General features: G+C 66.3%; 27 protein-coding genes and 1 pseudogene. 10 read left to right on the top strand and 18 right to left on the bottom strand.

Translation table 11 applies throughout. The features are described 5' to 3' along the window. The 6 genes and pseudogenes from APY03_RS32605 to gtdA all read right to left on the bottom strand — a co-directional run. Nucleotides 1-544: fumarate hydratase (locus APY03_RS32605; RefSeq protein ID WP_198161339.1), on the bottom strand; the 544-nt coding region annotated here is incomplete at its 3' end. A 14-nt stretch (nucleotides 545-558) separates the two neighbouring features. Next, entirely contained in the window at nucleotides 559-1,554 is a 996-nt protein-coding gene (locus tag APY03_RS32600; RefSeq protein ID WP_068683755.1) for a Bug family tripartite tricarboxylate transporter substrate binding protein, read from the bottom strand. 29 nt (nucleotides 1,555-1,583) lie between these two features. After that, nucleotides 1,584-2,804, bottom strand: a complete 1,221-nt coding sequence (locus APY03_RS32595; protein ID WP_068683754.1) for a 3-hydroxybenzoate 6-monooxygenase — start codon at nucleotides 2,802-2,804, stop codon at nucleotides 1,584-1,586. Beyond that, nucleotides 2,801-3,445 carry a maleylacetoacetate isomerase gene (maiA, locus tag APY03_RS32590; RefSeq protein WP_068683752.1) on the bottom strand — a complete coding sequence of 215 codons (645 nt, stop codon included), beginning with the start codon at nucleotides 3,443-3,445 and terminating at the stop codon, nucleotides 2,801-2,803. The genes APY03_RS32595 and maiA overlap by 4 nt, the downstream gene beginning before the upstream one ends. A 14-nt stretch (nucleotides 3,446-3,459) precedes the next feature. Beyond that, entirely contained in the window at nucleotides 3,460-4,164 is a 705-nt protein-coding gene (locus APY03_RS32585) for a fumarylacetoacetate hydrolase family protein (protein WP_068683750.1), read from the bottom strand. Between the two features lie 39 nt (nucleotides 4,165-4,203). Then, nucleotides 4,204-5,263, bottom strand: a pseudogene (gene gtdA / locus APY03_RS32580) (gentisate 1,2-dioxygenase). 113 nt (nucleotides 5,264-5,376) lie between these two features. Here gtdA and APY03_RS32575 point away from each other — a divergent pair. Then, complete coding sequence (locus APY03_RS32575) at nucleotides 5,377-6,309, top strand: LysR family transcriptional regulator (protein WP_068683748.1); 933 nt, start codon at nucleotides 5,377-5,379, stop codon at nucleotides 6,307-6,309. A 360-nt stretch (nucleotides 6,310-6,669) separates the two neighbouring features. Next, the gene (locus APY03_RS32570) at nucleotides 6,670-7,068 is read left to right on the top strand and encodes a cupin domain-containing protein (RefSeq protein WP_068683746.1); all 399 of its coding nucleotides are present in this window, start codon (nucleotides 6,670-6,672) and stop codon (nucleotides 7,066-7,068) included. A gap of 32 nt (nucleotides 7,069-7,100) precedes the next feature. Here the strand turns inward: APY03_RS32570 and APY03_RS32565 are convergent, their stop codons facing one another. Continuing rightward, complete coding sequence (locus tag APY03_RS32565) at nucleotides 7,101-7,595, bottom strand: NADH-quinone oxidoreductase subunit NuoE family protein (RefSeq protein ID WP_068683744.1); 495 nt, start codon at nucleotides 7,593-7,595, stop codon at nucleotides 7,101-7,103. Between the two features lie 450 nt (nucleotides 7,596-8,045). Here APY03_RS32565 and APY03_RS32555 point away from each other — a divergent pair, with 450 nt between their 5' ends. Both APY03_RS32555 and APY03_RS32550 read left to right on the top strand, forming a co-directional pair. Next, nucleotides 8,046-9,134 (top strand): alpha/beta fold hydrolase, encoded by a 1,089-nt coding sequence (locus tag APY03_RS32555; RefSeq protein WP_232324496.1) that lies wholly within the window; start codon nucleotides 8,046-8,048, stop codon nucleotides 9,132-9,134. Between the two features lie 63 nt (nucleotides 9,135-9,197). Further along, nucleotides 9,198-10,103 carry a ZIP family metal transporter gene (locus APY03_RS32550; RefSeq protein WP_068683740.1) on the top strand — a complete coding sequence of 302 codons (906 nt, stop codon included), beginning with the start codon at nucleotides 9,198-9,200 and terminating at the stop codon, nucleotides 10,101-10,103. Between the two features lie 3 nt (nucleotides 10,104-10,106). Here the strand turns inward: APY03_RS32550 and APY03_RS32545 are convergent, their stop codons facing one another. Together APY03_RS32545 and APY03_RS32540 are read right to left on the bottom strand one after the other, a co-directional pair. Next, nucleotides 10,107-11,540 carry an aldehyde dehydrogenase family protein gene (locus APY03_RS32545; RefSeq protein ID WP_068683738.1) on the bottom strand — a complete coding sequence of 478 codons (1,434 nt, stop codon included), beginning with the start codon at nucleotides 11,538-11,540 and terminating at the stop codon, nucleotides 10,107-10,109. 51 nt (nucleotides 11,541-11,591) lie between these two features. Then, nucleotides 11,592-12,146: a peroxiredoxin gene (locus APY03_RS32540; protein WP_068683737.1), complete on the bottom strand. Its 555-nt coding sequence runs from the start codon at nucleotides 12,144-12,146 to the stop codon at nucleotides 11,592-11,594. Between the two features lie 116 nt (nucleotides 12,147-12,262). Between APY03_RS32540 and APY03_RS32535 the strand changes: the two genes are divergently transcribed. The 4 genes from APY03_RS32535 to APY03_RS32520 all read left to right on the top strand — a co-directional run bounded on the left by APY03_RS32535 (nucleotide 12,263) and on the right by APY03_RS32520 (nucleotide 15,413). Continuing rightward, a complete protein-coding gene (locus APY03_RS32535; RefSeq protein WP_068683736.1) occupies nucleotides 12,263-13,837 on the top strand; it encodes a phospholipase D family protein in 1,575 nt (524 codons plus the stop codon). Nucleotides 13,838-13,997: 160 nt separating this feature from the next. Beyond that, a complete protein-coding gene (locus tag APY03_RS32530; RefSeq protein WP_174262757.1) occupies nucleotides 13,998-14,351 on the top strand; it encodes a hypothetical protein in 354 nt (117 codons plus the stop codon). After that, entirely contained in the window at nucleotides 14,338-14,577 is a 240-nt protein-coding gene (locus APY03_RS32525) for a hypothetical protein (protein WP_068683734.1), read from the top strand. The genes APY03_RS32530 and APY03_RS32525 overlap by 14 nt, the downstream gene beginning before the upstream one ends. A gap of 275 nt (nucleotides 14,578-14,852) precedes the next feature. After that, the gene (locus APY03_RS32520) at nucleotides 14,853-15,413 is read left to right on the top strand and encodes a hypothetical protein (RefSeq protein ID WP_068683733.1); all 561 of its coding nucleotides are present in this window, start codon (nucleotides 14,853-14,855) and stop codon (nucleotides 15,411-15,413) included. 49 nt (nucleotides 15,414-15,462) lie between these two features. On the opposite strand, the gene APY03_RS32515 is transcribed toward APY03_RS32520, so the two are convergent. Then, nucleotides 15,463-17,631: a sodium-translocating pyrophosphatase gene (locus tag APY03_RS32515; RefSeq protein ID WP_102905485.1), complete on the bottom strand. Its 2,169-nt coding sequence runs from the start codon at nucleotides 17,629-17,631 to the stop codon at nucleotides 15,463-15,465. A 251-nt stretch (nucleotides 17,632-17,882) separates the two neighbouring features. Between APY03_RS32515 and ppa the strand changes: the two genes are divergently transcribed. Next, entirely contained in the window at nucleotides 17,883-18,413 is a 531-nt protein-coding gene (gene ppa, locus APY03_RS32510) for an inorganic diphosphatase (RefSeq protein WP_068683730.1), read from the top strand. 16 nt (nucleotides 18,414-18,429) lie between these two features. On the opposite strand, the gene APY03_RS32505 is transcribed toward ppa, so the two are convergent. From APY03_RS32505 to APY03_RS32490, 4 genes are all read right to left on the bottom strand, one after another. After that, complete coding sequence (locus APY03_RS32505; protein WP_068683726.1) at nucleotides 18,430-19,464, bottom strand: L-idonate 5-dehydrogenase; 1,035 nt, start codon at nucleotides 19,462-19,464, stop codon at nucleotides 18,430-18,432. A 22-nt stretch (nucleotides 19,465-19,486) separates the two neighbouring features. Next, nucleotides 19,487-20,260, bottom strand: coding sequence for a glucose 1-dehydrogenase (locus APY03_RS32500; RefSeq protein ID WP_068683723.1), 774 nt, complete (start codon nucleotides 20,258-20,260; stop codon nucleotides 19,487-19,489). A gap of 64 nt (nucleotides 20,261-20,324) precedes the next feature. Beyond that, entirely contained in the window at nucleotides 20,325-21,473 is a 1,149-nt protein-coding gene (locus APY03_RS32495) for a GNAT family N-acetyltransferase (RefSeq protein ID WP_068683721.1), read from the bottom strand. A gap of 10 nt (nucleotides 21,474-21,483) precedes the next feature. Further along, on the bottom strand, nucleotides 21,484-22,422 hold the full coding sequence (locus APY03_RS32490; protein ID WP_068683718.1) for a DMT family transporter: 939 nt from the start codon (nucleotides 22,420-22,422) through the stop codon (nucleotides 21,484-21,486). A gap of 231 nt (nucleotides 22,423-22,653) precedes the next feature. On the opposite strand from APY03_RS32490, the gene APY03_RS32485 reads away from it, so the two are divergent. Continuing rightward, entirely contained in the window at nucleotides 22,654-22,992 is a 339-nt protein-coding gene (locus APY03_RS32485; protein WP_068683717.1) for a P-II family nitrogen regulator, read from the top strand. A gap of 41 nt (nucleotides 22,993-23,033) precedes the next feature. Here the strand turns inward: APY03_RS32485 and APY03_RS32480 are convergent, their stop codons facing one another. From APY03_RS32480 to APY03_RS32465, 4 genes are read right to left on the bottom strand one after another with little or no spacing between them, the layout of a single operon-like run. Further along, nucleotides 23,034-23,624, bottom strand: a complete 591-nt coding sequence (locus APY03_RS32480) for a TIGR00730 family Rossman fold protein (protein WP_068683715.1) — start codon at nucleotides 23,622-23,624, stop codon at nucleotides 23,034-23,036. 54 nt (nucleotides 23,625-23,678) lie between these two features. Next, nucleotides 23,679-24,128 (bottom strand): diacylglycerol kinase, encoded by a 450-nt coding sequence (locus APY03_RS32475; protein WP_083944706.1) that lies wholly within the window; start codon nucleotides 24,126-24,128, stop codon nucleotides 23,679-23,681. Continuing rightward, nucleotides 24,125-24,694, bottom strand: coding sequence for an RDD family protein (locus tag APY03_RS32470; RefSeq protein WP_068683712.1), 570 nt, complete (start codon nucleotides 24,692-24,694; stop codon nucleotides 24,125-24,127). Before APY03_RS32470 ends, APY03_RS32475 begins: the two co-directional genes overlap by 4 nt. Before the next feature lie 12 nt (nucleotides 24,695-24,706). Beyond that, nucleotides 24,707-25,534: a DUF3106 domain-containing protein gene (locus APY03_RS32465; protein ID WP_068683710.1), complete on the bottom strand. Its 828-nt coding sequence runs from the start codon at nucleotides 25,532-25,534 to the stop codon at nucleotides 24,707-24,709. Nucleotides 25,535-25,537 lie beyond the last annotated feature (3 nt).

The raw sequence follows: 25,537 nt of genomic DNA, 5'->3' as shown, positions 1-25,537 counted from the left end.
CCCCCATGGTCGGCACGGTCTTGAGCACCCAATCGACCACGCTGTCTCCGGGGTTCAGCATCACCAGCTTGCTCTTGTTCTCGCTGCCGCCGCCCTTGGCGGCCACCGTGACCTCGACGGTGTTGCCGGGCACGATCTCGGTGAAGATCACGGCCGGCGTGTTGTCCTTGGTGTTCTTGCGGTCGAACTGCGGATCGGCGACCACCGAGGCACGCAGCATGTTGTCAGGATGGTTGTAGCCGCGGCGCACGCCTTCGTTGATGGCGTCGTCCAGGCTGCCGGTGAAGCCGCCCCAGCGCACGTCCATGCCGACCTTGAGGAACACGTTGACGATGCCCGTGTCCTGGCAGATCGGCCGGTGGCCGATGGCGCTCATCTTGCTGTTGGTGAGGATCTGCGCCATCGCGTCCTTGGCTGCAGGGCTCTGCTCGCGCTCATAGGCACGCGCCAGGTGGGCGATGTAGTCGCCCGGGTGGTAATAGCTGATGTACTGGAGCGCGGCGGCAACCGACTCGATCAGGTCGGCTTGCTGGATGATGGTCATGGCGGCCGGCAAGCTCAATCGAGACTGATGTTGCCCCGGCGAACCAGGCTCTCGTAGAGAGACGAGCGTAGTTCGACCTGGCGCCGGATCTCTTGCGGCGACCAGTCGAGGACCTCGAAGGCGAAGGTGTCGAAGCGCGCGCGGATGTCTGGTTCCGCGATTCCCTTGGCGACGTCCGCGTGGATGCGTTCGGCGATCGAGGCGGGGAGGCCCTTGGGGCCGACCAGCACGACGAATCCGTTGACATCGAGACTCGGAGGACCGCCCGCCTCCGCGACGGTCGGAACGTCAGGCATCTGGGGCACGCGCTTCGGCGCCGCCACGGCGAGGTAGCGCAGCTTGCCGCTCTTGTAGATGCCCTGGCTCGACGGCAGCGTGGCGAAGGCCCAGGGCACATCGCCGGCGCCTACGCTGGCGTAGAGCTGAGACACCTCTCGGAATGGAACATGCTGCATGCGTGTGCCGCTCAATTGCTCCAACTGCTGCGTCCCTAGGTGTGCCGGGCTTCCAACGCCCCAGGACCCATAGCTCAGCGCGCCCGGCTGCGCCTTGGCGGCAGAAACGAGGTCGGCCATGCTGCGCCACTTCGATTCGCTGGACACGGCGACGAAGAAGGGTGTGCGAAGGAGGGGTGCAATAGGATCGAAATGCGCGAGCGGCACGAAGTTCTTCGACTTGTAGAGGTAGGGCAAGGCTGCCATGTGCTCGCTGTCGAGCTGCAGCAGCGTGTAGCCATCAGCCGCCGCGCGCTTGGCGGCATCGATCGCGATGAAGCCGGCGCCGCCTGGTCGGTTGTCGACCAGAACACGCTGCTTCCACTGCCTGGAGAGCTTGTCCGTCACCAGGCGCAGCACGGCATCCGGGCCGCTGCCGGCCGCGAATGGCGTGATGATGGTGACGGGCCTGGACGGGTAGTCCGGCGCCTGCGCGGATGCGCCGGCCGTCACTGCAAAAGACAGAAGAAGAAGGGCAGGGCGCGCAAGACGCGTGCAAAGTGAGGCGATGTCCATGGTTCTTGTCTCGTGTCGTTGTAGGTGGTTCAAAAAGCAGTCAAACAGTTCTCGGGCTTCCAGGCGTAGATCCATTCGAGCGCGTCATAGAAGCGCTGGGGCTTCCTGCCGCTCCACAGGCTGTTGCGCACCAGGCGCTCGACGCCTGTGGCATGGCAGAGGCGTCCGAACTCGCGCACCGACAGCACCACGCGCGCCGCGCGGGCGACGCGCGCGGATTCGTAGCGGCGGAAGGCCGCCGACCAGTCGACAACGCCGCCTTTCGCGCGACATTCCCTGGCCGCGGCGCTCAAGGTGACGGCATCCTCGAGCGCCATGCAGGCGCCTTGGGCAAGGTACTGCATCATCGGATGCGCGGCATCGCCGAGCAGCGTGGCGTGGCCTTCGCTCCAGCGCGCCACCGGATCGCGATCAGCGGTACTCCAGCGCCGCCAGCTGCGTGGCAGTTCGAGTAAGCGGCGTGGACGGGCGTCGATGCCTGCGAAGTACGACATCACTTCGTTCTTGCTGCCATCAGTCACGCCCCATTGCTCGGGCTCGCGGCTGTGGAAGGTGACGACCAGGTTGTATTGCTCGCCGCCGCGCAGCGGATAGTGCACCAGGTGGCAGTTCGGGCCTGCCCAGACCACGGGTGCATTCCACTGCAGATCCTCCGGCATCTCGGCGGCGGGAATGACGGCGCGATACACCACATGACCGGAAACGCGCGGCACATCGCCGACCAGCCGATCGCGCACCACCGATCTCACGCCGTCGCAACCGACCAGTGAGGCGCCGGTGAAGCGCTGCCCGGTGGCGGTGCGAATCTCGGCCATGCCGTCGACGCGTTCGATGGACGCAATGCGCGTATCGACATGGATGCGCACCAGCGGATTGGCGCGTGCAGCAGCATGCAGCGTGGCATGCAGGTCAGCACGGTGGCTGACCGCATAGGGGTTACCGAAACGCGCAAGAAAGTCGGCGCCGAGCGGGATCGACGCGACTTCGCTGCAGTCCACTGCGTCCATCATCACCATCCGCTCGGTGAACACCGCGGCACTCCGGATCTGTTCGCCCACGCCGAGCTCGTCGAGTGCGGCGAAGGCATTGGGGCCGAGCTGCAGTCCGGCGCCGATCTCGCCAATCTCGGCGCTCTGTTCGAAAAGTTCGACGGGCAGTCCTTCGCGAGCCAGTGCCAGCGCGCAGGCCATGCCGCCGATTCCGCCACCCGCGACTAGCACGGGCGCTTTGGAGTGAATTGCGTTGGTCATTCTGCGTCCACCTGCGCGTTAGGCGCCGCCCGCCGAAAGGCAGCGATCTGCATGAGATGCGCGTCGATGCGCGTGACGTTGGGATAGGCGTCCAGCGCGACATCGAGGCGGCGCGCATTGGCCACCTGCGGAACGAGGCAGCAGTCGGCAAGGCCAGGCTGGTCGCCGAAGCAGCAACTGCCGCTGTGGCCGTCGCGTGCGAGCCGTTCTTCCAGTGCCGCGAAACCCACATCGACCCAGTGCGCGATCCAGGCATGCTTCTGCGCCGCCGAGACACCGAGCTTGCCTTCGAGATAGTGCAGCACGCGCAGGTTGTTGAGCGGATGGATTTCGCAGGCCACATGCGAGGCCAAGGCACGGACCCAGGCGCGCTCGGCTGGCTTTGCAGGCAGCAGCGCTGGCTTGGGAAAGCGCTCTTCGAGGTACTCCAGGATGGCGAGCGACTGCGTCAGCAGTGTGTTTCCGGTCTTGAGCACCGGCACCAACTGTTCCGGATTGATCGCGCGAAACGCGGCGCCGAGATGCTCACCGCCGTCGCGCCGCAGGTGGATGGGAAGTGTTTCGTAGTCCACGCCTTTGAGTCCGAGTGCTATCCGCACGCGGAAGGTGGCTGAGCTGCGGAAATAGCTGTAGAGCTGCATGGTTGCGTCCGTGCTCATGCAATACGAACCGCGAGCGGAGCAAGGCCGTGGATCTGCAGCTGCAGCGTCTGTCCCGGAACGACCGCGCCGATGCCTTCGGGCGTTCCCGTGAAGATCAGGTCGCCGGCCTCCAGCGCGAACAGCGCGGACAGGTTGGCGATGATCTCGTCGACCGACCAGATCAGGTGCCCGATGGTGCTCCGCTGGCGCACCTGACCGTCGACCTCCAGCACGATGCCGGCTTGATTGATGGCGCCCGCATCCTCCCGACGACTCAGCGGACCGATCGGCGCTGAGAAATCGAAGGCCTTTCCCACCTCCCACGGCCGGCCCTTGTCGCGCGCCGCGATCTGCAGGTCGCGGCGCGTCATGTCCAGGCCTGCTCCATAGCCGTAGATGTGCTGTGCGGCAACTTCGGGCGCGATGTTGCGACCCGCCTTTCCAATGGCCACCACCAGCTCGGCTTCGTAGTGGTAGTTCGATGTCAGGGGCGGGTAAGGCAACTCACCGACGGCGCCTTGCCGCACGGGGACCACCGAGGCGTCGTCGTTGGGCTTGCAGAAGAAGAAGGGCGGCTCGCGAGCGGGGTCGAAGCCCATCTCGCGGACGTGGCCAGCGTAGTTGCGGCCGACGCAATAGACGCGGCGTACCGGAAACAGGTCATGGGTGCCGACAACCGGCAGGCCGACGATGGAGGACGGTTCGATCACGAAGGACATGGAATCTCGAAGGTTGGAGATGAAGGAAAGGAGCCCTGTTCAGGAATCCAGCCACTGCTCGCGGTGGATGGCGACGGCTTCCTGCACGGGTCGGTCGGAGTAGCTGAAGAGCACCGCGTCTTCCTCGGCCTCCAGGCGCAGCGTGGCCCACGAGGGAACGACGAAGGTGTCCTTCGGCGCGAAGTGCAGGCGCTGGCCTGCGACCTCTGCAGTGCCGCGGCCTTCGACCCCCGCTGTACACCGCGCCGTCGGTCCCGCGGGCGCCCTTTCCGCAGAAGCCCTTGGGCAGCAACTGGAGATAGGTTGCGATGGTCGGGATCGGCGTGCCGCCGGTCAGCGGATTCACGTAGCGCAGCTTCCAGCCTTGCCATGCGTCCGGCGCCTCCAGCTTCTGAAGCGCGGCCAAGGCTTCGCGGCTGCGCGCATAGGGATAGCTGAAGATCGGTGAACTGGCGGTGCGATGCACGTGCCGCACCGGAACCATGTTGTGGCCATAGCGCGCGAAGCTGGTGCCCTCGGCCCGAGTCAACTGGTGGGTGCGCTCCTCGCCGTTCTCCGCGAAGCCGGCGTCGAAGAAGCGCACCAACGGAACATCGAGGCCGTCGAGCCAGATCACGGGCTCGGCCGCTTCTGCGTCGACGCCCTCGTTGCCGTGGTCATGCCAAGTCCATGCGGGCGTGATGATGAAGTCGCCCGGGAACATCGTCGTGCGTTCGCCGTCGACCGCGGTGTAGGCGCCCTTGCCTTCGACGATGAAGCGCAGCGCCGACTGCACGTGGCGGTGCGAGGGCGCGATCTCGCCCGGCATGATGAGTTGCAGTCCCGCGTAGAGCGATTGGGTGATCGAAGAGCGGCCCGCCAGCCCGGGGTTCTCCAGGACGAGCACGCGGCGCACGGCTTCCTCGGCCGTTATGAGCGTGGCCGACTCCATCAGGAGCGGCTTGATGTCGGCATAGCGCCAGATGGCGGGAACGCAGGGGGATGCGGGTTCGAGCGGCACCAGGTTGTGCAACTGTTCCCAAAGGGGAAACAGGCCGAGTTTCCGGATGCGGTCGTAGTAGGCGCGCCGCTCGTCGTGTTCAGCCGGGGCCGGGTTCATGGGTTGTGTCTCCTTCATGGGCGGCATTCTTCGACCGCTTGACTATTTCCTCAATAGCTTTGAGGGATACTTGATATCGAAATTCTCGATAGTGAACACCGAGGAGTGCAACCATGGCATCGCTCGATCTCGAATGGGTGGCGGTCTTCGACGAGGTCTACAAGACCGCGAACGTATCGCGCGCCGCGGAGCGGCTCGACATCACGCAGGGGGCCGCGAGCACCGCTCTGAACCGGCTGCGCGCCTACTTTGACGATGCGTTGTTCAGCCGCACGCCGCGCGGCATGCTGCCGACGCCCCGCGCCGAGGCGCTCTACCCGGTGCTGCGCGGCGTGCGCGAGGGCTTGGAGCAGGCACGCGCCGGGCGAAGCACATTCGTGCCTGCACAGGCAGAACGGACATTTCGCATCTGCATGACGGACATCAGTGAGATCGTGCTGGTGCCGATCCTGATGAATCACCTGCGGCTCGCCGCGCCGGGTGTTTGCGTCGAGGTCGAGAAGATCTCGCCTGAAAGCCCACGGCATCTGGAAGGGGGCGATGTCGACCTCGCAGTAGGGTTCATGCCCCAGCTGGAGGCTGGCTTCTATCAGCAGGTGCTGTTCTCGCAACGCTTCGTCTGCGTGGCGTCACAGCAGCATCCCCGCATCGGACATCGCTTCACGAAAGCTGCCTTCGGGCGCGAGCAGCATGTACTGGTCTCTGCGTCAGGCACGGGCCATGTCATCGTGGACAAGACGCTGGCACGAGCCGGCGTCGAGCGCCGCATTGCACTGCGCGTGCCGAGCTTCCTTGGCGTCGCCAGCATCGTGGCGGACACCGAGTTGATTGCGACTGTTCCCTCTCACTTCGCGACGGTGATGCAGCGCCGCGAGCGCATACGGATTCTTCCGATGCCGCACGCGCTGCCTGCCTATGAGGTCAAGCAACACTGGCACGCACGCTTCCATTCCGATCCCGGCAACGTGTGGCTGCGGCGCACCGTGGCCGAACTGATGACACCGGGAAGCGGTTTGACGAAGTTCGCTGCGGACAGGGGCGTGTAGGCCCACCTCGAACGTCGTCGGATCTGGCTTGGAACGATCAAGTCAGTACGGCAGCGGTCGCGTCCCTGGTTCCCCGGGCAGTTGCTCGCGTGGGCAATTCGTACGCGCGATCCGCAGTCCCGATCGCCTCGCCTGCCTTAACCGACACACTCCTCCACCTTTGGTATCGACGGTACTAACGTGCAATCGAACGAATGCTCGATCTGTTGTGAACTCGCGCTGTGACACGTCGGCGCCACTCCCAGCTTGACCCGGCCCCACTGGTTGAAGGAACTCATGGGATGCATGTCGCTTTGCCGCTCAAGCGTGCGCCGCGTGCGCCGAGTACGTAACCACTCTGAACGTGATAGGAGAACCCCCATGAAATGCATTCGAAGTATCGGCGCGGTGCTTGTCGCCGCTGGCGGATTGGCCCTGACCGCGTCTTATGCTCAGCAGTCGGGGTTCACCCGCACCGACGTTCTGAGGCACGATCTGAGCGTTGCCGGACGAGAGGTCATTCAGGTTCGCGTTGACTTTGAGCCGGGAGTAGCGTTTCCCCGCCACTCCCATCCAGGTGAAGAGATCGCCTATGTGCTCGAGGGCACGCTCGAGTATGAACTCGACGGAAAGCCGCCGATCACGCTCAAGGCAGGTCAAGCCCTGCTTATCCCCGCTGGAGTGAACCACGTGGCGAGAAATGTCGGCACGGTCAAGGCGTCGGAGCTCGCGACGTACTTGGTGTTGAAAGGCAAGCCACTCCTCCTGCTCGCTCAATGAGGGCAAGCCATATGACTTGTGAGCTTCCTGGTTCACGGCCTCCCTTCTGCGCTGGCGCGCAGGCCGTCGACCAGCTGGTCGAGCTTCTCGTCGCTCATGAAGCTGCACATGGCGCGGTCGTTGACCAGCATCACCGGCGCGTCGGCGCAGGCGCCCAAGCACTCGCTCTGCTGTAGGGTGAACAGCCCGTCGGCCGTGGTCTCGCCGATCAGGATGCCAAGTTTGTTCTCAAGGTGTTCTAGCGTACGCCGGCCGTCGCGCAGCTGGCACGGCAGATTGGTGCAGACGTTGAGCTTGAACCTGCCCACCGGCCGCTGGTTATACATGCTGTAGAAGGTCGTCACCTCGTGCACGCCGATGGGCGCCATCCCCAGATAGGCTGCGATCTCGCGCTCGCGCTCAAGGCTGACGAAGCCCTCTTCCTGTTGCACGATCGACAGACAGGCCATCACGGCCGATTGCTTGCCTGCCTCAGGGTACTTGGCCACTTCGCGCGCGAAGCGCGTCATCATTTGGTCTGAAATCATCAGTATCCCGGCACACGACGTCCGTCGTGACGATCAGATCGCAGTAAGCACAGAAGCTGAGTAGTAAAGAACGAGAGAACGGGCCATGAAATGCTCCAAGACAACTGGATGCTCATCTTCGATGGACTGCAGATGCTTGGCATTGGCCTGGAGTTCGCCGGAAGGGTAGTCCAAAGGATTGGAAACAGTCGAGGCCGCGTGCACAAGCCGCGCGCCCGCTCGCCAGCGGGGCTTTCGCTGAGCTGGCCTTTCAGATGGTCGGAGCAATTGCAGTCGCGTTCAGACGTTGGTATCGAATAGACCATCGTCCAATTGATTCAACCAGGGGCTTCTGCTGTGATGAAGGCCTTCCTAAAGCAGAGCCAGGAGACCTCACATGACAACGCTCGCACAAGAGCTCTTCTACCAGAATGTGCGCTACTACTGGCGCGCGGCCATGAATGAATGTGTTTGCGAGTTCCGCCGGATATGCGTAATGCGTTGAGCGCGCCGGGCCATGCACGGCACGCAGTAAGCCGAGCACAGGTCGCGCAACGGAATCTTCCTGTTCTCGAGGCCACCGTTCAAGTACTGATTGTGGTTACGCTCTTGCTCGGAGCCACCTTGTTGGGGTCGTGCACCCGTGTCGAGAAGCGCATCTCGCGGGTAGAAATCGGCTTCCTTCAGATTGATTCAGAGGTTCAACTCAGAAGAATGATCGTCCGAAGTTCGAGGCCCAGGGGCAGCGTGCTTTTTCTGCACGGCTTTCCCGAAACCTTGTATGCGTGGAAAGACATCGCGCTCGCTCTGGCCGACGACTACGAAGTGCACGCTTTCGACTGGCCGGGCTTCGGTCTGTCAGCGAGACCGCCCATAGAAAAATTCTCCTACGCACCCAAGGACTATGCGCGCGTGCTGAAGGAGTACATCAGGAAGTCGAACCTCGACGCGTCCTCACTGACCATCTACGCGACAGACATCGGAGCCTTGCCTGCGCTTCTGCTCGCCCTTGAAGAGCCGGGCATTGCCCAGGCCATCATCGTGGGCGACTTCGCGCCGCTGAACAGGCCGCAGTACATGGCTGAGAACCTGCAGGCGCTGAAAGCGAAGCCCTCCTCGGACTTGGTGCGCGCCGCGTTGAACAAGAACCGGGACGAGATCCTGGAGAACGCGTTCAGAAGGGGCCTGACCAAGAACGAGCAGTTCGAGCTTTCGCAGGAGCTGAAGGACGACATGCTCCGCGGCTGGAACCACGGCAGCCTCACCACTGCCGACGCCTTCTATCACTACTACGCCCACTTTACCCGCGACCAGGAGTACTTCGAAGCCAACCTCAACACGCTTCGGACGCCCGTCAGGATTGTCTGGGGCGAGAAGGACTTCTACATCAAGAAGGAAATGGGGCTCGAGCTCGCACAGAAGGCCAAGCTGCAGATCCAGGTACTCGCCAACATCGGGCACTACCCGCATCTCCAGGATCCAAGGCGAACCATCGAAGACGTTCGCGCGTTCTCGGGAAGCGGCAGAAGGAAGGCGGTTCCCGGCGCGTCTGCGAGGTAGCTCTATCGTGAGGATTGAAATTCCCGAACCCGGGCTTAGATGAGAATTACTATCATCTAATCCATGAACCGTAGTTCCTACATTGCCAGCGCCGCCGACCGCGCCCCTTTGCCATTGCGGCAGGCCCTCGGGATTGCCATCGTGCTGGCCGGCGTCCTGGCGCTTGGCGCGCAGTTCTGGCAGTACGTGGCCGCGCGACCCGTGGTGTTGCAGGCCCTGGCCGGCGGCTCGATGGCGGCACTCGCCACCGCGCTGGGCACCTTGCCGATCGCGTTCTCGCAACGCTTGTCGGACCGCATGCAGGACACGCTGTTCGGCTTCGGCGCCGGCGTGATGCTGGCGGCCAGCGCCTTCTCCCTGATCATCCCCGGCATCGCCGCGGCGCGCGCTGCCGGCGCGGATGCCTGGGCTGCCGGCGGCATCGTCGGCAGCGCGATCCTGCTGGGCGGCGTGGCGCTGCTGGTGCTGGACCGGGTGCTGCCGCACGAGCACTTCATCAAGGGCGTGGAAGGGCGGGACACGCGCGCGCTGCGGCGCACCTGGCTATTCGTGTTCGCGATCGCGCTGCACAACCTGCCGGAAGGCCTGGCGATCGGCGTCGGCTTTGCCGGAGGGGATGCGCTGCGCGGCAGCGCACTGGCGACCGGCATCGCGATCCAGGACGTGCCCGAGGGCCTGGTCGTCGCCGCGGCGCTGCTGGCCGCGGGCTACCGCCGGCCGTTCGCGGTGGCGATCGGCATGGCCTCCGGCCTGGTCGAGCCGCTGGGGGCGGTGCTCGGGGCCGCGATCGTCAGCCATTCGGCGCTGCTGCTGCCGTGGGGCCTGGGTTTCGCGGCCGGGGCCATGCTCTTCGTGATCAGCCACGAGATCATCCCGGAGTCCCATCGCAAGGGCCATGAGGCCTTCGCAACGGGCGGGCTGATGCTGGGCTTCGTGCTGATGATGCTGCTGGATACCGCGCTGGGCTGATGCTCAGCCGTGGCGCACGGCCACGGTCTTGAGCGTGGTGAAGCCGTAGAGCGCCTCGAAGCCCTTCTCGCGCCCGTAGCCCGAGGACTTGACGCCGCCGAAGGGCAACTCCACGCCGCCGCCGGCCCCGTAGTTGTTGACGAAGACCTGGCCGCTCCTCACCCGCCTGGCCATGCGGAACTGGCGGCCGCCGTCCTTCGTCCAGATGCCGGCGACCAGTCCGAACTGGGTCGCGTTGGCGAGCGCCACTGCCTCGTCCTCGTCGCGGAAGGACATCGCCGCGAGCACCGGGCCGAAGACTTCCTCCTGCGCGAGCCGGTGTGCCACCGGCACGTCGCGCAGCAGAGTGGGCGCCTGGTAGAAGCCGGTCTGCGGCGCCTCGTCGACCACGACGCCCTGGGCCACCATCGGGATGCCGGCATGCTGGGCGTCGGACAGGAAGTCCCAGACGCGCTGCTGCTGCGTCTGGCGGATCAGCGGGCCGACGTCCAGGTCCATGGCCGCGGGTCCGACGCGCAGCGCCTCGAAGGCCTGGCCGAGGCGCTCCAGCAGCAGCTCGTAGATCTCGCGCTCGACCAGCACGCGCGAGCCGGCCGAGCAGGTCTGGCCGGCGTTCTGCACGATGGCGTTGATCAGCACCGGGATGGCGGCGCCCAGGTCGGCGTCGGCAAAGATGATCTGCGGGCTCTTTCCGCCCAGCTCCAGCGTGACGGGGCAGTGGCGCTCGGCCGCCACCTGCTGGATCAGCGTGCCCACCGTCGGGCTGCCGGTGAAGCTGATGTGGTCGATGCCCGGGTGCCGCGCCAGCGCATCGCCCACTTCGTGGCCGTAGCCGGTCACGATGTTGATCGCGCCGGGTGGGAAGCCGACCTCCGCCGCCAGCTGCGCCACGCGGATCAGCGACAGGCAGGCGTCCTCGGAGGGCTTGACCACGCAGACGTTGCCTGCGGCCAGCGCGCCGCCGACGCTGCGGCCGAAGATCTGCATCGGGTAGTTCCACGGAATGACGTGGCCGGTGACGCCGTGCGGCTCGCGCCAGGTGAAGACGCTGTACCCCTCCTGGTAGGGGATGGTCTCGCCGTGCAGCTTGTCGCAGGCGCCGGCATAGAACTCGAAGTAGCGCACCAGCGCCAGCGCATCGGCACGCGCCTGCTTGACGGGCTTGCCGCAGTCGCGCTGCTCGAGCAGCGCCAGCTCGTCCGTATGCTCGGCGATCTTCTGCGACAGCCTGTAGAGCAGCCGGCCGCGCTCGGCCGCGCTCTGCTTCTGCCAGTTGCCCTCGAAGCAGTCGCGCGCCGCGCGCACGGCCGCGTCGATGTCGGTTGCGTTGCCGCGCTGCAGCTCGTCGAAGGGCTGGCCGTCGGAGGGGTCGAGAACGGGGAGGGTGCGGCCGGAGGAAGAGGGGACGCTTTCGTTGGCGATGTAATGGAGCTGCATGGCTGAAATTGTGCGCGATGGCGGCCAGCCCCGGCCGGTGGCTGCTGGCGGCTAGCGTTGGGCGGTCTGCTTCGGCAGCGCCTTCAGCGCATTGAGCATGCGCTCCACGTGCTTGTCCGGGTTGAGGTTCTGGTAGTAGTAGGCGACGGTGCCGTTGGGCGCGACCACGTAGGACAGCCGGTTGGCGAAATCGGGGCGGGTCTGCATCACCGCGTCGAATCCCTCGATCACGACCTTCGAACGGTCGGCGGCCACCGGGAACTTGCTCTGGCACTGCTTGACCGAGAAATCCTTCAGCGTCTCGATGTCGTCGGCCGAGACGCCGATTACCGAGGCGCCCACCGCCTCGAACTGTTCCATGGCCTCGGCGAAGGCGTGCGCCTCGATGTTGCAGTCGGTGGTGCCGGCCGCCGGGAAAAAATACACCACCACCGGGCCCTTGGCCAAGGCGTCGGCCAACGAATAGGTGAAGGCCTTGCCACCCAGGGCGGCGGTCGCGGTGAACTTGGGCACCGGGTCGCCGATGTCCAGGGCCGCGAGGGCAGGGGATAGTCCGATGCTCGCGAGCCCAAAGGCGGCGAGACGCGCGAGAATCCGTCGGGTCATGGTGTAACTCCAAGAAGAGGCATCGCGAAATTCTAGAGCCGGGTGCGTTGTGGGGCAGAGGTGAAGCCAGTCCGCCCCTGGTGCCGTATCCGGAACAAGTCCAAAGAGGGGAAAGAATGAACGCATGGGTCCAACTGCTGCGCGCGGCGCTGCTGTGCGCCCTCGCCGCAGGGCTCGCGGCTTGTGGCTCGCTTCCGCCGGCCAGGGAGCGGCCCGCGGCATTCGCGGCGCCTGCCGATGCGTCGACCACCCTGGCCAAGGTGGTGGCTGCGTCCACGCCGCCTGGCGAGCATTCCGGCTTCCGCCTGATGCCACTGGGCGTGTATTCGCTGGACGCCCGCATCCAGCTCGCCAAGCGCGCCGAACGCTCCCTGGTGGTGCAGTACTACCAGCTCGAGAACGATGGCGTCGGCCGGTTGCTGATGCGATCGCTGCGCGAGGCCGCGGCCCGCGGCGTCAAGGTGCGCATCCTGGTGGACGATCTCTACACGGCCAGGAGCCAGCACCTGTTGCTGGCGCTCTCGCAGACGCCCAATGTAGAGGTGCGGCTGTTCAACCCGTTCTGCTGCGGGCGCGACGGCTTCCTCTCGCGCTTCGCAGCCTCGCCGCACGAGATCTACCGGCTCAACCACCGCATGCACAACAAGCTCTTCATCGCGGATGGCGCGATGGCGGTGGTCGGCGGGCGCAACATCGCCGACGAATATTTCGTGTTGAGCGAGGCACAGAACTTCATCGACATGGATGCGGTTGTCGTCGGCAAGGTGCTGCCCCAGCTCGAAGCCATCTTCGACGCCTACTGGAACAGCGAGCAGGTCTGGCCCATCGGCGACATCGTGCGCGGCCAGGGTGGCACGACGCCGGGCGCCGCCGAGTTCGATTCCTGGGTCGACATGGCCGCGCCGGCGCCCAAGATCGTTCTGCCGCCCAACGACATCCTGGGCTACGGCCCGATTTCCGAGGAACTCGACGAGGGACGCATGGGCCTGCTGTGGGGCCCGGCCTATGCCGTAGCCGATCCGCCCACCAAGCCAACGACCATGACGGCCGAAGAGGCCCTGGCAACCAGCGTGACGATGAAGATCTGGGAGCGCCTGCTCGAGGCCAAGCAGGAGGTGCAGATGACCTCGCCCTACCTGGTGCCCGGCGAGCAAGGCATGGCTGCCTTCGAGGAACTGGGCCGGCGCAAGATCAAGCTGGTTCTGCTGACCAACTCGCTGGCGGCCAACGACGAGCCGCTCGTCCACACGGGCTACATGCGCTACCGCGAGCGCCTGCTGAGATCTGGGGCCGACCTCTATGAATTGAGCCCGGAGCGCACCACGGCGAGCAAGCGCTTCGGCTCCTTTGGCAGCTCGCTGGGCCGGCTGCATGCGAAGACCGCGGCCATCGATCGCTCGCGAATCCTGCTCGGCTCGGCTAATCTCGATCCGCGCTCGGCCACCCAGAACACCGAGATGGGCATGCTGATCGACAGCCCGCAGCTCGCACGCGAGATGCTGCGGGTGATCAACGTGAGCCGGGTTCAGAACTCGTACCGCCTGCGCCTGGCCAAGGACACCGGCCGGCTCGAATGGCTGACCACCGATGGCGAGAAGGAGGTCATCCTCACCTCCGAGCCGGAGGCGACCTTCTTCCAGCGCTTCTACAACAGGCTGATCGCGCCGATCGTGCCTGAGATGCTGCTGTAGCCGACGGGGCGATGCTGCCCTCGGACGAGCACCGGCTGGTGATCCATGGCCTTCCGACCGAGATGTTGCACAGGCCTGCTGGTGCGGTGCCGTGCCTCGCAGAAGGCCGGCGCCGCGGCCGGGCACTTGTAATCCGGTATCGTTGCCCCAAATGCCCTGCATGAACGCTACTCAATCTCCGGCGCCCAAGACCGACCTGGCGGTGACGCATGTTCTTGCCCAGCTCCTCGAGCGGCTTGAACACAGCCCCGTTCCCGTGGGCGCAGAGCAGTACCGGTCGGTCGTGACGCACTTGGTCGACGAGTTCCGCGACGTTGCCCCCGGCGATGGGCTGGGCAAGTTGCTGGACGCCTATCCTGCCGCCGCCGAGGTGTACGAGAACCTCAACTACCAGCACGCCGGCCTGTGCCGCTCCGGCCTGGACGCCTCGCTCGCCGCCGAGCTGGCGGCCAAGGATGCGATCCAGCGCATCATGCGCCGTGCAGCGCCGGACGCCGCCCATGGCCAAGGCTGAGATCAAGACCGCCATCGTCGCCGATGGCCTGCGCTACAAGGCCAAGGCGTCCGGGTCCCCGTTCCGGGCGTCGGCCTCGTTCAGCGGCGCGACCATGTCCTGCTTCCTTTGCGGCAAGCACCGCGTGCGCTCGCAAATGCGCACGCGCCAGTTCCTGGGCAAGTCGCAAACGGTCTGCGCACCTTCCTGCAAGGCGCTGGACGAGGCAGAGTCGGCAGCGGCCTGAATCGCCCACACCGGATGTGACGGCCCGCGTCGGCGCGTGATGCGCTCCAGCTGAGCTCAGGTTCGTGACGTTTTCGCGACGTGGTCGAGCAATTCACTTGCCTCTGTAAACCGACTACCAAAAGCGCCAAATTCGATCTACAGTTGGAAACAATTGATGCAAATATTTGCGTCAATACTAAAGTTCCAATTCACGGTCGATTAAATGAATTCGCTTAAAACCATTCACTGCTATTGGTTGCGGCGCGTCCATGACGACGGCAAGGGCGGCCTGCGATGAGCCGGCCTGCCCGTCATGTCGTCATGCAGGTCGTCAAGCGCTCCGGTGGCGCCACCCACCACGTGGAGTTCACCATGGACGACAACTTCGCCGAGCGCTTGCGGCAATTGCGTTCGCTGGTCCCTCCGCTCACGGCCCTGAACCGGCAGCGCGACCTGGTCATCGACAAGGTGCGTGTGCGGCTGCCCACCGCCGTGTGGCGCCTCGGCGGCGAAGCGGAGGCGGAAGTCGACGGCTCCTGCATCGTGATTGCCGCCGAAGGCTTCTTCAATTGCGGCGGCAAGGATCGAAAGACCAAGGAGAAGCTGGTCACCTACACCTTCCCGATTGGGCGGCTCATCGAATTGCACTCCGAGCGTCCCGCCGGCGAGACTTTCTACATTCGCGACGGCGTCTTCACCAATGACGAGCCCGCCAACTCCGCGGCAGGCCGCTGGGTTGCCTCGCTGCACGAGATGGAAGAGACGCGTCCGCCGGAGTCGCCGTCCGACTTCGACACGCTCCAGGGCGTGCCGCTGCGCACCGAGCAGGGCGCACTGCCGGCCAGCCTGAACTGAGCGCGCCGGCGGCCAGCGCCGCCGATGCGCCTGCGGGCCTACCGAAGCCTCACTTCACTCCGGCAGCGGGTGCCGCCGCTGGTGCCGGCGTGGCGGCCGGGGCAACCGCCGGGGCAGGCGAGGTTGCGGGCGGGGTCATCGCGGCGACGTCGCCGGTGTGGAACTTGACCACCAGCGGCACGATGAGGAGCGCCACGATGTTGATGATCTTGATCAGCGGGTTCACCGCCGGGCCGGCCGTGTCCTTGTAGGGGTCGCCCACGGTGTCGCCGGTCACGGCTGCCTTGTGGGCCTCGGAGCCCTTGCCACCATGGTGGCCGTCCTCGATGTACTTCTTGGCGTTGTCCCAGGCGCCGCCGCCGGTGCACATGGAGATCGCGACGAACAGGCCGGTGACGATGGTGCCCATCAGGAGGCCGCCCAGCGCCTTCGGTCCCAGCAGCAGGCCGACCAGGATCGGCACCACGACCGGCAGCAGGCTGGGGATCATCATTTCCTTGATCGCGGCGCCGGTCAGCATGCTCACCGCGCGGCCGTATTCGGGCTTGCCGGTGCCTTCCATGATGCCGGGGATCTCGCGGAACTGCCGCCGTACTTCCTCCACCACCGAGCCGGCCGCGCGGCCGACGGCTTCCATTGCCATGGCGCCGAACAGGTAGGGGATCAGGCCGCCGATGAAGAGGCCCACGATCACCATCGGCTCGCTCAGGTTGAAGCTGATGGCCTGGCCGTAGGTCTCGAGCTTGTGCGTGTAGTCGGCGAACAGCACGAGCGAGGCCAGGCCGGCCGAGCCGATGGCGTAGCCCTTGGTCACGGCCTTGGTCGTGTTGCCCACCGCGTCCAGGGGGTCGGTGATGTCGCGCACGCTGGCCGGCATCTCCGACATCTCGGCGATGCCCCCGGCGTTGTCGGTGATCGGGCCGTACGCGTCGAGCGCCACCACGATGCCCGCCATGCTCAGCATGGCCGTCGCTGCCACGGCAATGCCGTAGAGGCCGCCCAGCCAGTATGAAGCCATGATCGCGATGCAGACGCAGATCACCGGCCAGGCGGTGGAACGCATCGACACGCCCAGGCCCGCGATGATGTTGGTGCCATGGCCCGTGGTCGAGGCCTGCGCGATGTGGCGCACCGGCGAGTACTGGGTGCCGGTGTAGAACTCGGTGATCCACACCAGCGCCGCCGTCAGCGCCAGGCCGACGAAGCAGGCGCCGAAGAGCCTGATCTGGCTGCCCGAGGCCGCAATGGCGTTGTCCGGGATGAGCCACTGCGTCACGAACCAGAAGGCGATCAGCGACAGGATGCCCGCCACCGCCAACCCCTTGTACAGCGCCGGCATCACGTTGACCATGCCGGGCGAGGCGCGCACGAAGAAGCAGCCGATGATCGAGGCGATGATCGAAACGGCCCCCAGCGCCAGCGGATACAGCACCGCGTTGACCGGCGCCGCCGTCACCATGAGCGCTCCCAGCACCATGGTCGCGATCAGCGTCACCGCGTAGGTCTCGAACAGGTCGGCCGCCATGCCGGCGCAGTCGCCGACGTTGTCGCCCACGTTGTCGGCGATCACGGCCGGGTTGCGGGGATCGTCCTCGGGGATGCCGGCCTCGACCTTGCCCACGAGATCGGCGCCGACGTCCGCGCCCTTGGTGAAGATGCCGCCGCCCAGCCGCGCGAAGATGGAGATCAGCGAGGAGCCGAAGGCGAAGCCGATCAGCGGATTGAGCAGGGTGGCCAGCTTGGTGTCGGGCGTCAGCTGCCCGTTTCCTGCCAGGACCCAGAAGAAGACCGTGACCCCCAGCAGGCCCAGGCCCACCACCAGCATGCCGGTGATGGCGCCGCCGCGGAAGGCGACATCGAGGGCCGGGCCGATGCCCTGTGTGGCGGCCTGTGCGGTGCGCACGTTCGCACGCACGGAAACGTTCATGCCGATGAAGCCGCAGGCGCCCGACAGCACCGCGCCGATGATGAAGCCGACCGCGGTGGTGACGTCGAGGAAGACGCCGATCAGGATCGCGAGCACGATGCCCACGACCGCGATGGTGCGGTACTGCTTGGCCAGGTAGGCCGCCGCGCCGGTCTGGATCGCGGCTGCGATCTCCTGCATTCGGGCGTTGCCCGGGTCTTTCGAAAGTATCCAGCTGCGCGCCCAGAAGCCATAGCCCACGGCCACGAGGCCGCAGACGATGGCGAGGACGAGAGGGGTGTTGCCGATCATGCCTTGCTTCTCCATTCGTTCGTTGTGACTTGTGGAGACGAAAGCACGGAGCCTGTGCGCAACGCGTACGGGTCAGTGCTTCCGCCGCGTTGCTTCCTCGAAGCCCCGATGCCTGAAAAGGCGGGGCCGATTGGCCAACGTGGGCAATTTACAGGCAAAAGTCTCGTTTGGTGCGACCGGCCGGTGACACGGAAAGTAAACTTCGGGTTTGTCCGAATCCCTCTAACACTTATCCACTACAAGACAGTCCTATGTCCCTCGGCCAAGTTTCTCCCGGCAAAGATGCCCCCGAAGCGTTCAACGTCATCATCGAGATCCCGATGAACGCCGATCCGATCAAGTACGAGGTCGACAAGGAGTCGGGCGCGATCTTCGTCGACCGCTTCATGACGACGGCGATGCACTACCCGACCAACTACGGCTACGTGCCGCAGACGCTCTCGGGCGACGGCGATCCGGTCGACGTGCTGGTCATCACCCCCTGGGCACTGGTGCCGGGCGTGGTCGTGCCCTGCCGGCCGATCGGCATCCTGATGATGGAGGATGAGGCGGGCGTCGACGGCAAGGTGCTGGCCGTGCCCACCGACAAGGTGCTGCCCATCTACAGCCACTGGAAGAAGGTCGAGGACGTGAACCCGATGCGCCTGAAGGCCATCACGCACTTTTTCGAGCACTACAAGGACCTGGAGCAAGGCAAGTGGGTGAAGGTGCTGGGTTGGGAAGGCATCGATGCTGCCAAGAAGGAGATCGTGGACGGCATCGCGAACTACAAGAAGGGTTGACGCGCCCCCTTCGACCTCAGTCGAAGTTGAGTAGCACCTTCATGGCCTGCGAGCGGTCGGCGGCGAGCGCGAAGGCGCGCGCCGAATCGCGGTAGGACAGCGTGGCCGAGATCAGCGGCTTCACGTCCACCAGCCCCTTGTTGAGCAGCTCCACCGCGACCGCGAACTCCTCGTGGAAGCGGAAGGCACCGCGCAGGTCGAACTCCTTGGCCACGATGGTGTTGACGGGCAGCGTCATCTCGCCGCCCAGCCCCAGCTGCACGATGATCCCGCGCGGCCGCAGCGCCTCGAAGGCGCCGACCAGCGCGCGCTGATTGCCGCTGGCCTCGAACAGCACGTCGAACTGGCCCTTGCCGGCCGTGAAGCGTGCCAGCCCGTCGGGCTCTTCCGCCACGTTCACGACTTCGTCGACGCCCACCTTCATTGCCTTGCCCAGCGTGTGCGAACCGACATCGGTGGCCACGATGTGCGTGGCCCCCGCGCGCCGCGCCGCAATGATGGCCAGTGCGCCGATCGGGCCGCAGCCCGTGACCAGCACACTCTTGCCCAGCAGCGACCCCGCGCGGCGCACCGCGTGCAGCGCCACCGAGAGCGGCTCGGCCATCGAGCCTTCACCGTCGCTCACGCTGTCGGCCAGGCGATGCGCCTGCCAGTGCTCCACCACGATTTCCTGGCGGAAGGCGCCCTGCACATGGGGCGTGCGCATCGCGCTGCCGTAGTAGCGCATGTCCAGGCAATGGTTCTGCAGGCCCTGCTGGCAGTAGCGGCACAGGCCGCAGGGGCGGCTCGGGCTGATGGCGAAGCGCTCGCCCGGCGCGAACACGCCCGCGCCGGCACCCACGGCCTCGATGATGCCGGCTACCTCGTGGCCCAGCACCATGGGCTCCTTGATGCGCACGGTGCCGAAGCCGCCGTGCTGGTAGTAGTGCAGGTCGGAGCCGCAGATGCCGCCGCAGCGCACGCGCACGCGCAGCTGGCCGGGGCCGAGCTCGGGCGTCGGGACGTCCTCGATGCGCAGGTCGCCGGGGGCGTGGATGACGAGTGCTTCCATGTTGGCTTTCCTTGGGGCGGGCTCAAAGGGTGGCGGTCACGCCGCCGTCCACGTAGAGGATGTGGCCGTTGACGAAGTTGGAGGCACCGCTGGCGAGGAACACGGCCGCACCTACCAGGTCTTCCACATCGCCCCACCGGCGCGATGGCGTGCGCCCCACCAGCCAGGACGTGAACTCGGGGTTGTTCACGAGCGCATCGGTCAGCTCGGTCTTGAAGTAGCCCGGGCCGAGGCCGTTGACCTGGATGCCGTGCGGGCCCCAGTCGATGGCCATCCCCTTGGTCAGCATCTTCACCGCGCCCTTGCTGGCGGTGTAGGGCGCGATGCCCGGGCGCCCCAGCTCGCTCTGTACCGAGCAGATGTTGACGATCTTGCCGCGCCCGCGAAGGATCATGTGCTTCGCCACGGCCTTGCCGACCAGGAACACGCTGTCGAGGTTGGTCTTCATCAGCTCGTGCCAATGCGCCTCCTCGAACTGGTCCAGCGGCGCGCGGCGCTGCATGCCGGCGTTGTTGACCAGGATGTCGATGACGCCGATCTCCGCCTCGATGCGGTCGATGGCTGCATTCACCGCCTCGCCGGAGGTCACGTCGAAGGCCGCGGTGGAGACCGTGGCGCCTTCCTCGCGCAGCCGTGCGGCGGCCTGCTCGAGCTTGTCGGTGCTGCGTGCGTTGAGGACGATGTGCGCACCTGCGCTGGCGAGCCCGCGCGCCAGCGCGTAGCCGATGCCGGCGCTGGAGCCGGTGACGAGCGCGGTGCGCCCACTGAGGTCGAAGTTTTGCAGGACGGGTTGCAAGCTGGTCTCCGGAAGTGACGGGTGTCGGACGCAGCCAGCGTAGCTGAGCCCGAGAGCGAGCCGCTTATCCCGCTTGCCGGAAGGGGCTGCGCTCCCCCAGGTGGTCGAGATAGTTCGCGATGCCTTCGTCCTCTCGATCGAGAAAGCGCTCCACCGCGTCGGCGAAGGCTGGATGGGCCAGCCAGTGAGCGCTGGTGGTCTTCACCGGCATCAGGGCGCGCGCCATCTTGTGCTCGCCCTGTGCGCCGCCCTCGAAGCGCTGCACGCCGTGCTCGATGCACCAGGCAAGCGGCTGGTAGTAGCAGGCCTCGAAGTGCAGGCAGTCCACGCGCTCGAGCGCACCCCAATAGCGGCCATAGGCGACCGAGGCATCGGCGGAGAGGGCGATCAGGCTGCTGGCGATGGGCTTGCCGCCGCGCTCCGCGATGAACAGCAGCCAGGCCTCGGGCATATCCTCGGCCATGCGGCCGAAGAACTCGGGCTTCAGGTAGGGCGGGTTGCCGTGCTCGCGGTAGGTGCGGGCGTAGCAGCGGTAGAAGAAGTCCCAGTCGGCTTCGGAGATGTCGGCGCCACGCGACCAGCGGAAGCGCACGCCGGCATCGTGCACCTTGCGGCGCTCCTGGCGGATCTTCTTGCGCTTGTCGTGGGAGAGGCTGGCCAGGAAGGCGTCGAAATCCTTCCAATGTGCGTTCTTCCAATGGAATTGAACGGTGTGTCGCAACATCAATCCGGCGGCGGCGCAGGCCGCGATGTCCTCGTCGGCGCCGAAGAGCAGGTGGAGCGAGGACAGTTCTTCCTCCTTGCACCAGGCGAGCAACGCCTGCACGAGCAAGGCGCGGCTGGCGGCGTCGCGCGCCAGCAGGCGCGTTGCCGGCACCGGGGTGAAGGGCACCGCCACCACGGCCTTCGGGTAGTAGGCCAGCCCGTGCTGCTGGTACGCGTTGGCCCAGGCCCAGTCGAACACGTATTCGCCGTACGAGTGGCTCTTGAGGTACATCGGGCAGGCCCCGGCCAGCTCGCGGCCGCGCCACAAGGTCAGGAAGCGCGGAGCCCAGCCGCTTTCGGGCGAGGCGCTGTCGCTTTGCTCCAGGGCGTCCAGGTAGGCGTGGCGCATGAAGGGAGACGGCGCGCACTGCGCGGCCAGCAGGCTGTCCCAGGCGGCGGCATCGACCTCGGAGACAGCGCCATGGATGCGGACGACGAAGTCGGTCAAGGGCTTCCCATCAGCGGCCGCGCGGGCCGGTGGTCTCGGCGATGTAGATGCCGCCCAGCACCAGCGCCAGCGCTACCGCATGGTAGAGCGACAGCGCCTCGCCGAGCACGAGCACCGCGAGCAGCGGCCCGAAGATCGGCACCAGGTTGAGGAAGACACCCGCCCGCGCCGGACCGATCAGCCCCACGGCGTGGATGAAGGTGACCTGCGAGACGAAGGAGGGCAGCAGCCCGACGAACAGCACCAGCGCCCAGCCCGTGGGCGTGGGTACGAAGAAATCGCCCATGGCGATTTCCGCCACGAGGAGCGGCACCGACACCAGGCAGGCCACCGCCGCGCTCGCCGCGAAGAAGACGACGGCCGGTACGTCAGGCCGCCGCCGAAGGCCCAGCGCATAGGCGGCGTAGAGCAGGCTGGCCACGATCATCCAGACGTCGCCGATGTTGAAGCCGAGTTCGGCCAGCAGCGCGAGATGGCCGCGCGAGGCCACCACGACGATGCCCGCGAGCGTGAGCGCCACGCCCACCAGTTGCAGTCCGCCGACGCGGGTGCGAAAGAAGAGCAGGCTCCCCAGCAGCACCAGCACTGGAATGGTGCCTTGGATGATTGCGATGTTGATGGCCGTCGTGTGATGCGCCGCGGCGTAGAACAGGGCGTTGAAGCCGGTGAAGCCCAACGTGCCCATCACCGTGATGAAGCGCCAGGAGGGCAGCAGGCTGCGCCAGTGCAGGGCGATCTGCCGGCGCGCGCACAGCCCGAGCGCCAGGCAGCAGACGATCCAGCGCGAGAAGGTCAGCATCATCGGCGAGACCTCGCCCACCGCCAGCCGGGCGGCCACGGCGTTGGCGCCCCAGATCAGCGTGGTGAACACCAGCAGGACATAGGCTTGGTTGTGGAGCCAGGGGAGGAACGAGGAGAAGAGGCCGGTGGGGGAGGAACCAGAGCGCATGGCCTGCCGAGCGTATCAGTCCGCAGGATTGCGCGCGCGACGCCCTGCCCAAGCCGTCGGCGCAGGAAGGCGAATGACATAATCTTTTGGACTCGCGCGCCCCTGGCACGCAACATGCAGGACGGACGAAGGCATCGTGGGCATCCGGATAGGCCATTGCCGCCTCGGCGCCGATTGGCGCTACCCTATCGCCAGCAAGTTCAACGAAATCGCCCGAAAGAAAGAGACCCTATGAAGCAAATCACCGCCATCGTCAAACCGTTCAAGCTCGACGACGTGCGCGAGGCGCTGGCCGAAGTCGGCGTCACCGGGCTCACCGTGACCGAGGTCAAGGGCTTCGGCCGGCAGAAGGGGCACACCGAGCTCTACCGCGGCGCCGAGTATGTGGTCGACTTCCTGCCGAAGATGAAGGTCGAGGTGGTCGTCAACGAGGCCGACCTGGACCGTTGCGTCGATGCCATCGTCGCCGCCGCGCGCACCGGCAAGATCGGCGACGGCAAGATCTTCGTGACCAACGTCGAGCGCGTGGTGCGCATCCGCACCGGCGAGGAAGACGAAGCTGCCGTCTAGGCGGCGCTCGGAGCCGAAGCCGCCGTCCACGCGGGCGGCGCTCAGAGCACTTCGGCGAGCTTGTCCCCGCGCGGGTGGCGCCCCGCCTCTTCGAGCAGCGCATCGAGCAGAGCAGCGGCGTCGTTGCCCGAACGAATCAGTCCCATCTGCCATTCGCCCATGAAGCCCTCGCGCACGCTGTGGGCCAGGAAATCGAGCAGGCCGCCGTAGTAGCCCGCCACATCGAGGATGCCGACCGGCTTGTCGTGATAGCCGAGCTGGCGCCACGTCCAGATCTCGAACAGTTCCTCGAAGGTGCCGATGCCGCCCGGCAGGGCGATGAAGGCATCGGCACGCTCCCCCATCATGGCCTTGCGCTCGTGCATGGTGTCGACCACGTGCAGCTCGTCGCACAGGGGGTTTGCGAGCTCCTTGTCGACCAGGGCCTTCGGGATGATGCCGACCACGCGCCCGCCGCTGGTGCGCGTCGCTTCCGCCACCATGCCCATCAGTCCTGTGCGGCCGCCGCCGTAGACCAGCTGCCCGCCGCGTTCGCCGATCCAGCGGCCGACCGACTGGGCAGTCGCCGAGAACTCCTGCCGCTCGCCGGGGCGCGAACCGCAATACACGCAAATCGAAAAAGAAGGGGTCATTCCTTGATCATGCCGCCATCGAATGACGTGCGGCTTGCATAGGGGCCGTTCGCGCTAGCCCGAGAAGCGGTGCCACAACGCAGCGGACCAGACGCCGCAACACAGGAGGATGGACAGCAGCACCGCGGCGCTGCCAACGTCCTTGGCGTTCTTGGAGAAGGAGTGCCATTCCGGGCCCACGCGGTCGACGGCCGCCTCGATGCCGGTGTTGACCAGCTCGACGATCATCACCAGGACCACCACGGCCGCGAGCAATGCGGTTTCGACCCAGGTCCGGCCGACCCAGAAGGCAGCCGGCACCATGACGATGGCGCACAGCACTTCCTGGCGGAAGGCTGCCTCGGCCCAGCCGGCACGAAAGCCGTCGAGCGAGATGAGGGTGGCGTGCCAGATGCGCTCCAGGCCGCGCCGCGACTTCTGGGGATTGACGGGGCTGTCGACGGTGCCTACTGGACTACCCTCCGCGCTGGTTCTGTTCGACGAGGGAGCGGCGCGGCGTGTCATCGGCGGCTCAAGGGTTTGGAGGGGATGAGGCGGGTGCCGGCCCAGGCGTCGTGCCAGAACTGCCGTTCGGCGTGAAAGCGCGAAAGTAGCGCCCAGACGATCACCCAGCCCAGGATCAGCACCGCGGACTCGCCGCCACCCAGCCCGAAAGGCGCGATGGCGGCCAGCGGCGGCAGGAACCAGACCCAGGAAAGCAGATAGCGCAGCAGCGCACGGCCTTGCGTGACCGGCCGGCCGAGCCGGTCGACCACGCGGATGCCCCAGGTCTTCATGGCCAGCGTCTGTCCCTTGGACCAGAACCAGACGAAGTAGACCCCGAACACGACGAACAGAAATGCCTGCAGCAGATGCCGGCGTGAATCCATGGCGTCGCGCATCTGGCCCAGCGTGCTGAACAGCCAGCCCGCGACGAACACCACGGCGAACAGCAACATGCCCTCGTAGAGCCAGCAGGCCATGCGCCGCCACAGGCCGGGCGCGCACAGCGCGGGGGGAAAGGCGGGGGCGGAGGGATCAGGAAAGGCCGTGCCGCGGGCGCCGGCGCTGTCGGAGGAACTGGAAGGCATCGGCAGCTTGTATCACGGGGCGGCGGGGGGCTGATCGCTGGTGCGCACCGGAGACGTGGCCGAGGCCGAGGCATCCGCCGGGGCAGCCGGGGCGGGAGGTGCCGGCACCTGCGCCTCTGCGGCGACAGGCGGGCCGGATGTCGGGACTGCCACACGGGTCACGCCCGGAGCGGCGGCAGGCAGGCGCACGGGAGACGGCTGCGACATGGACGTGGGCGGCGCCAGCTGGATGCGCGGGGTGTGTTGCGCGTCAGGCGTTGCAGCGGGGAGCTGGACCAGCTTCTGGGCCGGCACCGGCCGGATCGTCGCCGCGGCACCGGGGCGGGGCTTGGCGCGTGCGGCCAGCTCGCGTTTTTCTTCCTCGCTGAGCGCCTGGTAGGCCTCCCACTTGGCCTTGCGCTCGTCGACCGGAACCTGCTTCACCTCGGCGAAGTTGAAGCGAGCCTGCGAGCGTTGCTGGTTGCTCAGCGTGGCCCACTCGGTCATCCGGCTGTGGAGGATTTCCTGCTCGGCCGGCGACAGCCTCGCGTAGTTGCGCGAAAGGGCCAGCCATTTGCGCTTGTGGGGCTCGGTCAGGCTGTCCCACTGCGACGCAAGCGGCTCAAGGGCGCGCTGCTGGCGGGCGCTCAGGTCGCGCCACAAAGGCTTGGATGGTGCCGCCGGCCTCGCCGCGGCCGCGGCGCTCTTCGGGCCTGCGCCCTGGGTCGGGACCTGGGCGCCGGCGGACTCCACTGCGGTGCCTGCGAGCGCCAAAATCAACAGCGCGCACGCGCCTCCGACCGTGCTCGGCAGCAGCCGGCGCAGCGGGATGGGCGCGTGGGAGCGAGGGCGTTGCGGCATGTG

Source organism: Variovorax sp. WDL1 (assembly GCF_001541225.1).
GTDB lineage: Bacteria > Pseudomonadota > Gammaproteobacteria > Burkholderiales > Burkholderiaceae_C > Variovorax.
This window is presented reverse-complemented; position numbering and strand designations above follow the sequence as displayed.